At 72.7% G+C, this 14,280-nt stretch carries 11 protein-coding genes; 3 read left to right on the forward strand and 8 right to left on the reverse strand.

Translation table 11 applies throughout. The features are described from left to right. Nucleotides 1-411, forward strand: a 411-nt coding sequence (locus ACZ3UD_RS34375) for an amidohydrolase family protein (RefSeq protein ID WP_465596865.1), incomplete at its 5' end; no start/stop codon positions are given. A 68-nt stretch (nt 412-479) separates the two neighbouring features. Here the strand turns inward: ACZ3UD_RS34375 and ACZ3UD_RS34380 are convergent. The 8 genes from ACZ3UD_RS34380 to ACZ3UD_RS34415 all read right to left on the reverse strand — a co-directional run bounded on the left by ACZ3UD_RS34380 (nt 480) and on the right by ACZ3UD_RS34415 (nt 9,799). Then, entirely contained in the window at nt 480-1,322 is an 843-nt protein-coding gene (locus ACZ3UD_RS34380; protein ID WP_465596868.1) for a class II fructose-bisphosphate aldolase, read from the reverse strand. After that, nucleotides 1,313-2,254 (reverse strand): 1-phosphofructokinase family hexose kinase, encoded by a 942-nt coding sequence (locus ACZ3UD_RS34385; RefSeq protein ID WP_465596871.1) that lies wholly within the window; start codon nt 2,252-2,254, stop codon nt 1,313-1,315. Before ACZ3UD_RS34385 ends, ACZ3UD_RS34380 begins: the two co-directional genes overlap by 10 nt. Further along, nucleotides 2,251-3,162 carry an ROK family protein gene (locus ACZ3UD_RS34390; protein ID WP_465596874.1) on the reverse strand — a complete coding sequence of 304 codons (912 nt, stop codon included), beginning with the start codon at nt 3,160-3,162 and terminating at the stop codon, nt 2,251-2,253. Before ACZ3UD_RS34390 ends, ACZ3UD_RS34385 begins: the two co-directional genes overlap by 4 nt. Then, nucleotides 3,159-4,031 (reverse strand): SIS domain-containing protein, encoded by an 873-nt coding sequence (locus ACZ3UD_RS34395; RefSeq protein ID WP_465596877.1) that lies wholly within the window; start codon nt 4,029-4,031, stop codon nt 3,159-3,161. Before ACZ3UD_RS34395 ends, ACZ3UD_RS34390 begins: the two co-directional genes overlap by 4 nt. A gap of 407 nt (nt 4,032-4,438) precedes the next feature. Continuing rightward, nucleotides 4,439-6,418, reverse strand: coding sequence for a hypothetical protein (locus ACZ3UD_RS34400; RefSeq protein WP_465596880.1), 1,980 nt, complete (start codon nt 6,416-6,418; stop codon nt 4,439-4,441). A gap of 11 nt (nt 6,419-6,429) precedes the next feature. Then, complete coding sequence (locus ACZ3UD_RS34405) at nt 6,430-7,290, reverse strand: carbohydrate ABC transporter permease (protein ID WP_465596883.1); 861 nt, start codon at nt 7,288-7,290, stop codon at nt 6,430-6,432. Then, the gene (locus ACZ3UD_RS34410) at nt 7,287-8,231 is read right to left on the reverse strand and encodes a carbohydrate ABC transporter permease (protein ID WP_465596886.1); all 945 of its coding nucleotides are present in this window, start codon (nt 8,229-8,231) and stop codon (nt 7,287-7,289) included. The genes ACZ3UD_RS34405 and ACZ3UD_RS34410 overlap by 4 nt, the downstream gene beginning before the upstream one ends. A 254-nt stretch (nt 8,232-8,485) precedes the next feature. After that, on the reverse strand, nt 8,486-9,799 hold the full coding sequence (locus ACZ3UD_RS34415) for an ABC transporter substrate-binding protein (protein WP_465596889.1): 1,314 nt from the start codon (nt 9,797-9,799) through the stop codon (nt 8,486-8,488). A gap of 178 nt (nt 9,800-9,977) precedes the next feature. On the opposite strand from ACZ3UD_RS34415, the gene ACZ3UD_RS34420 reads away from it, so the two are divergent. Next, nucleotides 9,978-11,258, forward strand: coding sequence for an ROK family transcriptional regulator (locus tag ACZ3UD_RS34420; protein ID WP_465596892.1), 1,281 nt, complete (start codon nt 9,978-9,980; stop codon nt 11,256-11,258). Nucleotides 11,259-11,451: 193 nt separating this feature from the next. After that, nucleotides 11,452-14,058, forward strand: a complete 2,607-nt coding sequence (locus ACZ3UD_RS34425) for an RICIN domain-containing protein (RefSeq protein ID WP_465596895.1) — start codon at nt 11,452-11,454, stop codon at nt 14,056-14,058. Nucleotides 14,059-14,280 lie beyond the last annotated feature (222 nt).

The following is a 14,280-nucleotide window of genomic DNA, read 5'->3' on the forward strand; positions in this document are numbered from 1 at the left end:
CTCGCCTACGGCACCGCCGGCGCCCACCGCGTCGCCCTGATCACCGACGCCATGGGCGCCGCCGGCATGGGCGACGGCCTCTACCCCCTCGGCCCCCTCCAGGTCGAGGTCAAGAACGGCGTCGCGATGCTGTCCGACGGCAGTTCCATCGCCGGCTCGACGCTCACGCTCGACCGCGCATTCCAAAGATCTGTTCAAGTCAATAAATTGACACTCGATCAGGCCGCTGAATCGCTCTCCACGGCCCCGGCCCGGCTGCTCGGCCTCGCCGACTCGGTCGGCTCGCTGGAGACCGGCAAGCTCGCCGACCTGGTCGTGCTCGACTCCGACGGCTACGACCTGGTCGCCGTCATGCGCCACGGCCGGTGGGTCCGCGGCGGCGAGACCTTCTCCACCGTCAAGTCCGCCTGAGCCGAGCCCCGAGCAGCACGACGCCGAGGCCCGTCCCACCCGGGAGGGGCCTCGGCGCGTCACCGTCCTCAGGCCGTCGGTGCCTTGAGGACGCGCAGCAGGCGGGTGACCTCCGCCGCCATGGCCGTGCGACCGGAGCCGAGGTAACGGCGGGTGTCGACGAGCTCGGGGTTGTCTTCGAGGGTGCGCCGCACGGCGCCGGTGAAGACCTGGTTGAGGTGGGTGGCGATGTTGACCTTGGTCATGCCGTGCTCGACGGCGCGGGTCAGGTGCTCGTCGGCCACACCGGAGGAGCCGTGCAGGACCAGCGGGACCGGGACGGCTGCGCGCAGTTCGGCGATCAGGTCGAAGTCGAGGACGGCGTCGCGGGTGAGCATGGCGTGGGAGGTCCCGACGGCCACCGCGAGGGCGTCGACGCCGGTCGCGGCGACGAAGGCGGCGGCCTCGGCGGGAACGGTTCGCGCGCCGGGGGCGTGCACGCCGTCTTTGCCGCCGACCTCGCCGAGCTCGGCCTCCACCCACACGCCCGCGTCGTGGCAGCGGGCGACCACCTCGGCGGTGGCGCGGACGTTCTCCTCGTAGGGCAGCACGGAGGCGTCGAACATGACCGAGGAGAAGCCGAGTTCGACGGCCTCGACCACCAGGTCCGCCGAGGTCGCGTGGTCGAGGTGGACCGCGACCGGCACTGAGGCGGTGCGGGCGGTGGCGAGCACGGCGGAGGCTATCGGGGCGAGCGCCCCGTGGTAGCGGACGGCGTTCTCGCTCAGCTGCAGGACCACCGGGGCACCGGCGTCCTCCGCGCCCGCCACGATGGCCTGGGCGTGTTCGAGCTGGATGACGTTGAACGCGCCCACCCCGCGCGCGGCGTCCGCCGCGGGGGTGACGATGGCGCCGGTTCCAGTCAAGGGCATCGGGGGCTCCTCTGAGGGTGCAGGGGGTGGACGTCCACCAGCGGTCGCAGGCGGTGGTGGACATCGGGGTCGAAGTCGCCGGCCAGCGGGGCGCGCACGGCGGCGGCGGACAGGGCCACCGCCTCGGCCAGCCGCTCCGGCCAGGGGGTGACGTCGACCAGGCCGAGCGTCAGGGCGGCCACTGCGGCGTCCCCTGCTCCGGTGGGGTTTCCGGCCAGGTGCTCCGGCGGCCTGGCCCGCCAACTCCCCTGCGGTGTCACGGCGATGAGGCCGTCGGGGCCGAGTGAGGCGACCACCGCCCCGGCTCCGCCGTCGACCAGCGCACCGGCGGCGGCGACCGGGTCCGTCAGGCCGGTGGCGGCGGCGAGTTCGTCGGCGTTCGGCTTGACCAGGTCGGGGCCGGCCGCCAGCGCGGCCCGCAGCGCGGCACCGTCCGCGTCGACCACTGCCGGGACTCGGTGTGCGCGGGCCAGCCGCACCAGTTGGCCGTACGCGTCCTCGGGCGCGCCCGGCGGCAGGCTGCCGGAGAACACCACCGCCGACGCCTGGGGCAGGAGGGCGTCGAGGTGGTCGAGCAGCCGGGCCCAGTCCTCGGTCGAGATCGCCGGGCCCGGTTCGAGCAGGATGGTGGTGTCCCCGGCGCTCTCGTCCACCACCGCCACCGTGCGACGGGTCTCCCCGGCGATCGGCAGCAGGCGTTCGGGCAGGCGGGCGGCGGCGAGCTCGCGCCGCAGCGTCGCGCCCGCGGTTCCTCCGGCGAAGCCGGTGACCACGGTCTCGCGGCCGAGGACGTGCAGCACCCGGGAGACGTTGACGCCCTTGCCGCCGGCCCGTTCGGCCTTCGCCCGCACCCGGTTGCTCCCTTGCGGACGCAGCCGGTCGACCCAGTAGGTGACGTCGAGCGCGGCGTTCAGCGTGACGGTCAGGATCACCGGCCGGCCTTTCGCCGCAGCAGGTCATGGGCCAGCAGGGCGGCGCCCTGGCAGCCGGCCTCGTGGCCGAGTTCGGCGGGGAGGATCCGCGGCAGCGTCTGGAAGGTGAGCCGCTCGGCGACCGCCGCGCGCAGGGGCGTGAAGTACGGGTCGCCGGCCCGGGCGAGGCCGCCGCCGATCACGATGCGCTCGGGGTCGAGCAGCGTGATGGCGGCGGTCAGGGCGTCGGCGAGCGCCTCGACCGCCTCGGTCCAGACCGTGACGGCGGCCTGGTCCCCGGCGGCGGCGCGCTCGCCGACGTCCTTGGCGGTGTTCCCGTTCTCCCCGGTGGCGGCGGCGTAGCGGCGGGCGATGGCGGCCGCCGAGGCGACGGTCTCCAGGCAGCCCCGGCCGCCGCAGGGGCAGGCCTGGCCGTCGGGCCGGACGACCAGGTGTCCGAGCTCCCCGGCCCGTACGTGGCTGCCGGTCACCGCCTGTCCGTCGGACATGACGGCTGCCGCGATGCCGGTGCCGACCGGGACGAAGAGGAAGTCCCGGCTGCCGCGCCCAGCGCCGATGCGCGCTTCGGCCAGGCCGCCGGCCCGAACGTCGTGGCCCAGCGCCACCGGGACGCCCAACTCCTCGGCGAGCCGGTCCCGGAGCGGCAGTTGGTGCCAGCCGAGGTTGGCCGCCAGGACCGAGGTCCCTGACGCCTCGTCGACGATGCCGGGCACCGCGATGCCCGCCGCCGCCGGGCGGTGCCGGTCGGCCAGTTCGCGGGCCGCCGCCAGCACCGTCTCCAGCACCGCGTCCGGGCCGCGCTCGGCGCCGGTGAACCAGCGGTCGGTCTCCCGCAGGATGCCGTCCTCGCCGGCCGCGCCGCCCTTGATGTAGGTGCCGCCGACATCGAGGGCGATCACTCTGGTCACGGCTGGGCCAGCACGATCGAGCGGGTCAGGTTGCGCGGCTGGTCGGGGTCCAGGCCGCCGGCCTTGGCCAGCTCCACGGCCAGGCGCTGGGCGCGCACCAGATCGGCCAGCGGGTCGAGGTCGGTCACGGAGGTGATGGCGCCGATGCCCTGGACCTGCTCCAGCAGCCCGGTCGGCGGCTCCCCGAAGAACCACACCACGCGGCCCGGGGCGGCGATGCTGATCGGGCCGTGCCGGTACTCCATCGCCGGGTACGACTCGGTCCAGGCGCCGGAAGCCTCGCGGAGCTTGAGCGCCGCCTCGTTGGCCAGGCCGACGGTCCAGCCGGTGCCGACGAAGGTGAACTGGCCCGCCGCGGCGGCTCCTTCGGGCAGCGGCTCGGCCAGCGCCCGCTCGGCCTGCTCGGACAGGTCGGTCGGCGCGAGGCCGAGGTGGCCACGCAGCAGCGCCAGCGCCGTGGTGGCGAAGCGGGTCTGCACCACCGACTTCTCGTCCGCGAACTCCAGGTCCACCACGGCGTTCGCGGCCGTGCTGATCGGCGTGTCGAGGTCACCGGTGAGCGCCGTGCTGGGGATGTGCCCGGCGCGAGCGAGGGCGGCGAGCACCTCGGTCGTCGTGCCGGAGCGACTGATGGCGACCAGCCGGTCGTAGCCGCGGGCGGCCGGGAACTCGGAGGCCGCGAACGCGTCGGTCTCCCCGAGTCCCGCGGCCTCGCGCAGCGACGCGTACGCCTGCGCGATGTAGAGCGAGGTGCCGCAGCCGATCACGGCCACCCGCTCACCGCGCTTCGGCAGTCCGGCGGGCTCCAGCTCCAGCGCCCGGCGCCAGCACTCCGGCTGGCTGGCGATCTCCCGCTCGACGTGACTCATGGTGATCCTCTCATGCGCAATGATGATCATTGATGCTCGTGACTGCTTGCTTTATAGTGCATTCAATCACTTTTGATCAATACCGCGCATGCGATCGCAGTAGTGGCCGCGCCGTCTCCTGCGCGAGCAGGGCCGGATCAAGGTCACCGACGCGGCCGGGCCGCTGGGCGTCTCGACGGCCACGATCCGCCCTCCCTCGACCTCCCTGGAGCCAGGTCGTCGATCGACGGCTCGACCACCGGCCCGTCCACCTGGGCGCTGGACCGTCGCAGGCGGCGGGCAGGATGGAGCGTGGCGGCGGGGAAGGCAGCCGCCTCGGCGCGAGGACGGCCGCCGGTCCCGTGGGAACCGGCGGCCGGTCGTCGTTCACGGGGCTCCTCGCCGTCGAGGGCCCCGGTCGTCCGCCGCTACCGCCAGTCGAGGAGCAGCCAGCCGCGGTGCGGCAGGTTTCGGTCGACCTCGACGGTGCGGCCGGTGGTGGTGGCGGCGACGGCCTCGGGATCGGCCAAGGGGCGCAGCAGGGTGCCCTCGGCGCGGACGGCGCCGCCGGGCAGGTGCACCTGCGGATGGGCCGGGTCGGCGCTGCCGTTGGCGACCGCGAGCCGCCAGCCGTCCTCGGTGCGGGTCAGGTGCGGGATCAGGTGGGGGCCGCCGGTGACCAGCGGCAGGGTCGGCGTGTCGCCTTCCAGGTGGCGGACCATGGCGTGCAGAAGGCGCTGGCCGTCGTCGTCGTAGGGCAGCAGCTCGACGGCGGTGGCGGCCAACACTCCGACGCGGCCGCCGAGTCCGTTGGTGAAGACGCACCGGCCGGCACCCCAGACCCGGTGGTCCGGGGTCAGGATCTCGGTCCAGGTCTCGGCTTCCGCCGCGGGCCTGAGCCGGGCCAGGGCCGGCTGGACGTTGACGCTCAGGTACGCGCCGGCGCCGTCCTCCGAGAGCACGCGCTCCAGCGCGTACGGGCCCGGCTCACACGGGCTCTCACGCTCGACGATCTCCTCGACGGTCACGCCCAGCAGGTCCCCGAACCCGCGCGCCCGGAGGATGGACGCGGCGGTGCCGTCCAGCAGCAGGCCGCCGGTGAGCATCCGCCGGATCTCGGTGTCGTCGCAGGCCCAGGCGAGTTGCCCGAACAGCACCCTGACCGGGGCGTCCTCGGCGGTGACCGGCACGCCGTAGCGGAGCAGGAAGTCCGCGGCAGGACCGGGGTCGACGGCCAGTTCGGCGAGGTCGCCGCCCCGCCGGGTGCGGACGTGCCCGGCGGCGTCCTGGCGCACCGGCAGCGCCACGCCGTAGGTGCGCGGCGCGGGCCCGGCGATCAGGTCGAGCGCGGGCCGGGAACGGCGCAGCAGCTCGGCGACGCGCGGGAAACGTCCGGCCGAACCCGACTGCATGGGGTGGACGTTGAGGAACATGGCGTCCGAGCCCGCGAGCTGGGCGGCGACCAGTTCGGACCAGGTCTGGGTGTCGGACTTGGACCAGGCGGTGTGCGGCCAGTTCTCGATCTCGGGTTCGCTGCGCACGTACGGCGGCCGCAGGGCCCGCTGGACCTCCAGCATCCAGACGGAGAAGCTGAGTTCGCGCCCAGGAGCGTCGCTGTACCGGGCGAAGTGCGGGCGGTGCGAGGCCTGCCCGTCGATGGCGAGCGCGTCGAAGAGGGCGGGCCAGTCGCGGCCCTCGACGGAGTGGACGCCGGGCTCGGAGCTCATCAGGCCGAGCTGCGAGCGTCCGCCGGACGCCTTCGCGACCGCTGCCGCCACCTCGCCGGCGACCTCCAACTGCGCGGTACGCCATACCTGTTGCAGCAGGGCGCGCCACGGGTGCGGAGCGCCGGGTGCGGTGACGGCGGCGACGACCTGCTCCCGGGTCACCTCCTCCCCCACCAGCGCGGCGAGGCGCTCCAGCATCAGCGGTTCGAAGCCGCCGCCCCAGGGCAGCGGCGCGTGGTTGTGGTAGCGGAAGTCGTCCTCCAGCCACAGCACGCGGAAGCCGAGGTCGGCGAAGCGGGCGTAGTGGGCGGTGATCCAGGCACGGAAGCGTGGGCAGGCAAGCGACGCCTGGGCAGTGGCCACCGTGCCGTCCGGGCCGACCATGGGGGTGAAGCCGAGGCGGTCGGCCCGGCCGCGGTCGGCGTGGCCGGCGGTGACCCATGGATTGAGACTGACGTCGAGGCCGGCCTCGCGCAGGGCCGTGACGGCCGTCGCCGCGGTGTCGTAGAGGCGGTTCTCGGCCTCGCCCGCGGGGTGGCCGGTGTACAGCTCCTCGGCCCCGAGCAGCAGGACGACCTCGTCGACTCCCGCCTCCCGGCAGAACGAGGCGAGTTCGGCGGCGCGTTCGGCTGCGTCCGGGGTGGGGTGGAGCTGGAACCGCAGGTGGTACCGGGCGGGCACGCCGGGCCTCCTCATTTGACGCTGCCGGCGGTGAGGCCGGCGCGCCAGAAGCGTTGCAGGGACAGGAACAGGACGACCAGGGGTATCGCCGAGACCATGGCGGCGGTGACCACGATGTTGAGCGGCGGCGCACCGGGGCCGATCGCCCGCTGGGCCTGCCAGCCGACGACCCCGACGGTGACCGGCTGGAGGTGGTCGTTGGCCAGCATCAGCACGGGCAACAGGTAGTTGGTCCAGATGGAGACGAACTGGAACAGGAAGATCGTGACCAGCGCCGGGGACATCACCCGCAGCGCGATGGTGGCGAAGATCCGGAACTCCCCGGCGCCGTCGATCCGTCCGGCCTCGATGAGCTCGTCGGGCACGGAGGCGGCGGCGTAGATCCGGGCCAGGTAGACCCCGAACGGGCTGACCATGCTGGGCAGCAGGACCGCCCAGTAGGAGTTCACCAGGTGCAGCTGGGAGAACATCAGGTAGAGCGGCACGGCCAGCAGCGGCTGCGGCACGAGCACGGCGGCGAGGACACCGTTGAACGTCAACTCCCGTCCGCGGAACCGGTACTTGGCGAGCGTGTAGCCCGCCAGCGCGGAGATCAGGGTGCTGACGCCCGCGCCGCCCACCGCGTAGAGGGCGCTGTTGCCCAGCCACTGCCAGTAGATGCCGTCCTGGCGGGTGAACACGTCCCGCAGGTTGTCGAGGAGGGCGAAGTCGCCGAACCAGAAGCCGTTTCCGGAGAACAGGCCGCTGCTGCTCTTGGTCGAGGCGACCAGCAGCCACCACACCGGGGCGAGGAAGTAGACGGAGGCGATCAGCAGCACGCCGAGCGTGAGCCAGCGGGAGGCCGTGTACCGGGCTGCGCGGGTGGTGTTCACAGGGCGTCTCCGCGGCGCTGGACGAGCTTGAGGAAGCCGAAGGACAGCACGAACGCCAGCAGCGCGAGCACGACGGACTCGGTCGCGGCGATGTTGAAGTTGTTGGCGTCCACGGCGTTGTAGGCGGCGTAGATGGGGGTGTAGGCGCTGCTCAGGTTGGGGGCGACGTTGTGCAGGATCGCGGGCTCGTTGTAGAGCTGGGCGGTGCCGATGATGGAGAACACCGTGGTCAGCACCAGGGCCGGGCGGATCATCGGCACCTTGATGCGCCAGGCGATGCCGAAGGCCGAGCAGCCGTCCATCGTGGCCGCCTCGCTGAGTTCTGCCGGGATGGCCTGCAGCGCGGAGTAGATGATCAGCATGTTGTAGCCGGTCCAGCCCCAGGTCAGCATGTTGCCGATGGTCGGGCCGAGCATGCCGTCGGAAGTCAGGTTCAGGTGCAGGCCCAGGTGCTGGGCGGCGGCGGTGATCGGGCTCAGGCCGGGGGCGACCAGGTAGGACCACATGATCGCGCCGACCACGCCGGGCAGGGCGTAGGGCAGGAAGAAGGCCAGCCGGAAGAACCGTCTGAACATGGTCGACTTCGCGTCCAGCAGCAGCGCCAGGACCAACGCCAGCAGCAGCATCAGCGGCACCTGGACCACGCCGATCAGCAGCACCCGCAGCAGCGAGCCGCGGAACTGCGGATCGCCCAGCGCGGTGGCGTAGTTGCCGAGGCCGGCGAAGGCCTGGGTGGGTGCCGAGAGGCCGAGGCCGGAGCGGTGCATCCGGAACAGGCTCTGGTAGACGGTGTAGCCGATCGGCGCCAGGTACAGGGCCGTGAACAGCAGCAGGAACGGAGCCAGGAACAGCGCGACGGTCCGGGCCGGGCCGCGGCGGCGCCGAGCCGGCCGGGCGGCCGGTTCCTGCGGTGCTGTCCGCCCGGCGAGGGCGGTGGTCATGGGTGTCGTCTCTCCTTGATCGGGCCGGGCGCCGGTCCTGACGGCATGCCGCGTCCGGCCGCGCCGCGTCCCGGCGGGCCGACCCCGTCCGGCATGCGGGTCGGCGGCCCGACCGGTCCCGTGCCGCCGAGCGGCGGGCGGTGCGGGGCCGGCCGGTGCTCGGCCCCGCACCGGTTGTGGTCGGGGCGGTGCGGGGCCAGTCGGTGGGTGGCCCCGCGCCCGTGGGGGATGGCGCGGGGCCGGTCGGTGGGGCGTCAGCCGGAGACGGCGAGACCCTGCTGCTTCATCCCGGCCACCGTCTTGCCCTGCACGTCGGCGAGCACGTTCGGCAGGGTGGCGCCGCCGGTGCCGGCCTTGCCGAGCCCGTCGCCGAGGTCGGTGGAGGTCTGTGTCATGGTGGGGCCCCACTGCCAGGTGGTGGTGATGTGGGCGGTCTCGGCCTTGAAGACGTCGTAGATGGTCTGGCCGCCGTAGAACGGGTCGGGCTGGGTGAGCGCGGGGTTGGACAGGCCCGAGGTCGCGGCCGGGTAGATGCCGGTGACCTTGATCAGGTTGCCGACGCTGTCGGCGTCGGTGCTCATCCAGGTGGCGAACTCGGCGGCCTCCTTGGCGTGGGCGCAGCCCTTGAGGACGGCGGTGGCCGATCCGCCGTCGTTGCCGTACGCGGGGTTGGCGGCGTCCCAGACCGGCATCGGGGCGACGGCCCACTGGCCGGCGCCGTCCTTGACGCTGGTGGCGATGATCGGGGCGTCCCAGACCGCGTTGACGTCCGAGAGGATCTTGCCGTTCGCCATGTCGCTGAACTGCGAGGCGTCGTTGCTCGGGTCGGTCTTCAGCAGCTTCTTGTCCAGCAGGTCCTGCCAGTAGGAGGCGACCTTCTTGTTGGCGTCGCTGTTCAGGCTCACCTGCCACTGGTCGTTGCCGGTGCCGAACCACTTGGCACCGGCCTGCCAGGCGAGCCCGGCGTAGTTGTAGGCGTCGTTGCCGAAGTTGCCGAGGTAGACGGTCGGGTCGGCGGCGTGCACCTTGGCGGCGTCGGCCGCGTACTCGTCCCAGGTGGCCGGGGGCTTGTCGATGCCGTACTTGGCGAACAGGTCCTTGCGGTACATCAGGGCCATCGGCGCGGTGTCGACCGGGATGCCGTAGGTGTGGCCGTCGACGGTGACCTGGTTCCAGGCCCAGTCGGCGAACTGGCCCTTGGCGTCGGCGGTGTACTTGCCGATGTCGGTGAGGGCGCCCGCGGCGGCGAAGCTGGGCAGGGTCTCGTAGCCGACCTGGGCCAGGCAGGGGGCGTTGCCGGCCTTGGCGGCGGTGAGCATCTTGGTGTAGCCGCCCTTGGAGCCGGAGGCGGTCTTGTCGAAGGTGACCTGGATGTCCGGGTGGGTCTTGTTGAACTGGGCGATCGACTCGTCGTAGCCCGGGGCCCAGCCCCAGAAGTCGAGCTTGACCGGGCCCGACGCGGCACCCGAGTCGCCGCTTCCGCCGCCGCTGGACGAGCAGCCGGCGACGACGGCCGCCGCCATCACGACCGCGAGCGCGGCGGCCATCGAAACAGGTCTTGCCTTCACGTGTGTCTCCTCGTGCCCGGGTGGAGGGAAGCGGGAACCAGCCAATTCGTTCGGTTATTGTTTGAACCAACCCTGATAAAGTCAAGAGGCAGTGGAAGGAGACCGGCGGCACCCGTGATCACAGGTCGCGCGGCCTGAGCCCGGCCGGCCTCGGGTGGACGCAGGAGAGGAGCCGTTCGTGAAGGCAGCGCTTCAGGGGTCGGGCGTACGGAGTCTGGCCATGGCGGGCCCGGCCGTCGCCCGCGACCGCTCATCGTCCCGCCGGGCCAACCTGGGCATGGTGCTGCGACTGCTGCGCGACGAGGGGCCCCGCTCGCGCGCCCGCATCTCCGAGGACACCGGCCTGCCCAAGGCGACCGTCTCCAACCTGACCGCGGAGCTGCTGGAGGGCCGCCTGATCCGCGAAGGCGAGGCCGAGAGAGACAGAGGCACCGTCGGCCGGCCCGGGCAGGCCGTGGAGATCGACGGCAGCGGAGTGCACGGCATCGGCGCCGAGATCAACGTCGACTACGTCAGCCTCCTCGCCCTCAACCTCAAGGGCGAGATCACCGCGGAGCAGCGGATCCCCTTCGACGTCCGGGCCGCCGGGCCCGACGCCACCCTGGACACCACCGCGCAGCTGGTCGCCCGAGGCATCGAGGCACTGCGCCGCGACGGCGGACGCGTCGCGGGGGTCACCCTGGCCACGCCCGGCGCCACCGACATGGCCACCGGCACCGTCGGCTTCGCGTCCAACATCGGCTGGCGGGACGTACCCGCCATCGCCGGTCTGCGCGAGCGCCTGGGGCCGGGCGCCCCGGAGATGCACCTGGAGAACGACGCGAAGCTCGGCGCCCTGGCCGAGTACGTGACCGCCTCCGCCGCGGGCGTCCGCGACCTCGTCCACGTCACCGGCCAGACCGGGGTCGGGGTGGGCATCATCACCGGCGGGCAGCTGGTGCGCGGCGCCCGCGGCTACGCGGGCGAGGTCGGCCACCTGCAGCTGGTGCCCTCCGAGCAGCTGTGCGCCTGCGGCCGGCGCGGCTGCTGGGAGACCGCCATCGGCCGCGGCGCCCTGCTGCGCTACGCCGCCGACCCCGGCGACCTGGTCTGGGACCCGATGGTGGACCTGGAGCGCCGCCTCGCCGAACTGCGCGACCGCGCCCGCGCCGGGGACGCCCGCACACTGGAGGCGCTGCAGCGAATCGCCGACAACCTCGCCCCCGGGCTCGCCCTGCTGGCCGACATCCTCAATCCCCGACTCATCGTCCTCGGCGGCCACTTCGCCTTCTTCGGCGAGTACCTGCTCGACAGCGTGACCACCCAGGTCCGCGAGCGCGTGATGGCGCCGGACGCCGGCGGCTGCGAGATCGTCCTGTCCACCACCGGACTGACCGGCACCGCGCGCGGCGGCGCCCTGCTCGCCCTCGACGCCGTGTACCAGGACCCGACCAGTGCCATGACGCCCGCTCAGCACTGACCGTGCGTCACCTCCGGGCCGTCGGCCCCGCGGCCGCGGCCCGCGCCCTCGATCACCATCGGATCACCACGCGGTCAGTTCTCGTGCACGGGGGTTGACACCGCAGGGATAAGTTCGGATTCTGGCGGAACTAATCACCAGTCGTGCTGCCTCCCCCACTCCGCAGGCAGCGCGCCTCCGGAAGGATCCCCCCATGAGACGGATGACGTCTCGGCTGTCACGGGCCTCGTTCGTGCCGGTCCTGGCCCTGGCTGCGGCGACCGGCATCCCCCTCGCCTCCGCGCCGAACGCCTCCGCCGCCCCCACGGCCGGAACGGTCACCATCGGCGGCAAATGCCTGGACGACGCGAACGCCGGCACCGCCGACGGCAACCCCGTCCAACTGCTCGGCTGCAACGGCTCGGCCGAGCAGCAGTGGACCTGGAACACCGACGGCAGCGTCACCGCGTTCGGCAGGTGCCTCGACGTCACCAACGGCTCCAACGCCACCGGCGCGCTGCTCCAGCTCTACCGCTGCAACTCCGGCGGGAACCAGAAGTTCGCCTGGTTCCCGGACGGCACCGTCTACGGCGCCAAGTCGGCCAAGTGCGTCGCCGTACAGGGAACGTCGATCGTCGACAACGCCCGCGTCGGCCTCGCCCCGTGCACGCCCTCCGCGACCGAGGTCTGGGGCGGTACCTCGGCCCCGCCCGCTCCGTACACCCTGTCGGCCGGCACGCCCGTCGCGTTCGGCAACGCCGACGACACCCCGGCCGCCGGATACACCGACGCCAACGGGCAGTTCTACTACCAGTCGGCGCACTCGCTGTACGGCACGGCAGACGGCCGCAGCTGGCAGTTCTACAGCGGCTCCAACTTCGACACCGCCACGCTCGCGCCGATCAGTACGGCCGTGAACCCGGCCAACTCCCAGGACGGCAACGGCGACACCACCTGGCGCTGCGACAACAGCCCCACCGGCCTGGCCGCCACCTACGCGCCGGCCGGCTCCGGCTACGCCCAGCGCAACTACTGCGACCTGGCCGGTGTCTGGGTCGACCCCGACACCGGGTGGTGGTACGGCCTCGTCCACAACGAGTTCACCCCACAGCCCTTCGGCGACGGCCTGCACTTCGACGCCATCGACTACACCGTCTCCAAGGACCGGGGCCACACCTGGACCATCGCCGACCACGCCATCACCACCCCGTACAGCACCGTGCGCGGCGACAACACGACATTCCCCAACAGCACCTACTCCTACGGCGACGGCGACCCACGCCTGTTCACCGACTACCGCTCCGGCTACTTCTACGTCTTCTACATGTCCCGGGCCGTCGACAAGAACGGCGGCTGGGGCGGCTTCGAGGAGCACGTCGCCCGCGCGCCGATCTCCCGGAAGATGGCCCCCTCGTCCTGGACCAAGTGGAACAACGGATCCTGGTCCACCCCGGGCATCGGCGGCGCCGAGAGCGACATCGTCCCCGCCCAGGGCATCGGCACCGGCTACCTCGCCCCCGGCGACAGCTACTCCCCGGCCAGGACCGGCAGCATCGGCACCCAGATCGCCGCCGGCACCATGCCGGCCCCCTCGCAGCTGTCCGTGCTGAACATCGCCTGGGACGCCTACCTCGGCAAGTACATCGGCACCCCCGAGAACGAGGCCGGCTCCAACCAACCCCAGCACTACTACGTCACCGACGACCTCGCCACCCAGCAGTGGACCGACATCGGCACCGCCGGCGGCCCGCAGAGCTCCTGGTACCGCTGGTTGGTGGACTCCGGCAGCAAGACCGGCACCACCGTCGTCGGCAGGACCTTCCGCTCCTACTGCTGGTGGAGCTGCTCCACCGGAAGCGGCGAGTACTCCGAGGTCACCGTCGCCCCGACCACCGCCACGGCCCTGCCGGCCGCCCCGGTCAGCAGCGGCACGTCGTACCAGCTCGGGGCGGGCAACGGCCAGTACCTGGCCCAGAGCGGCAGCGCCCTCACCACCTCCACCACCGCCGGCTCCGCCGCCCAGCAGTGGACCTTCGCCCCCACCGGCGACGGCTTCTACACCATCGCCAACGCCGGCTCCGGCCAGCTGCTCGGCGTCGACTCCACCGTCGACGCCGGACGCGCCTGGGGTGCCGCCCCGACCCTCCAGGCACGGGGCGTCAGCCCCACGGTCGGCCAGCAGTGGTCCATCCAGACCCTCGTCCAGACCCCCGCGCGCAGCGGATCGTCCACGTCCACCGGCACCTACCGCCTGGTCAACCGCTACAGCGACCTGGCGCTCAGCCTCACCAGCGGCCCCCAGAACGTGGCCACCTCACCCCAGCGCACCTGGGACAACAGCGGCACTGGCGGCGACACCCGGCCGGTCGCCGCGCAGACCCTCACCTTCACCGCGACCACCGCCGCCCCGAGCCTCGACGGCACCCACGTCGTGTCGATCTCCGGCAAGGCGCTGGACGACCCCAACTGGTCCAAGAACCCGGGCACCCAGCTCGACACCTGGACCGCCAACGGCGGCCGGAACCAGGGCTGGACCTTCGCCCGGCAGCCCGACGGCTCCTACACCCTCACCAACGCCTACTCCCAGCTGTGCGCGGACGACCAGGGCGGCGCCACCGCACCCGGCACCGCCGTGATCCAGTGGACCTGCACCGGCAACGACAACCAGCGCTGGAATGCGACCCGGCTCCCGTCCGGCGCGTACACCCTCACCAACGTCCACACCGGACTCCTGCTGACCACGGCCGGCACCTCCGACGGCGCCCTGCTGACCCAGCGGCCGGACATGGACACGCCGTTGCAGCAGTGGACGCTCAACTGACCTTCTGAACAACCCGCTTGTGGCACCGCCGCTGCGGGAGTCCGTGCGCGGACTCCCGCAGCGCGCCGTGTCCCCCACCACCGACCGAACCGATGGCATCCTCACCCAGGACGGCAAGTGCCTCGACGTCACCGGCGGCGCCACTGCCAACGGCGCCCGGTCGGACTGTGGGACTGCGACGGCGGCGCCGACCAGCTCTGGACCCTGCCCTGACGAGGCAGC

The organism is Kitasatospora sp. NPDC023118 (assembly GCF_055560875.1).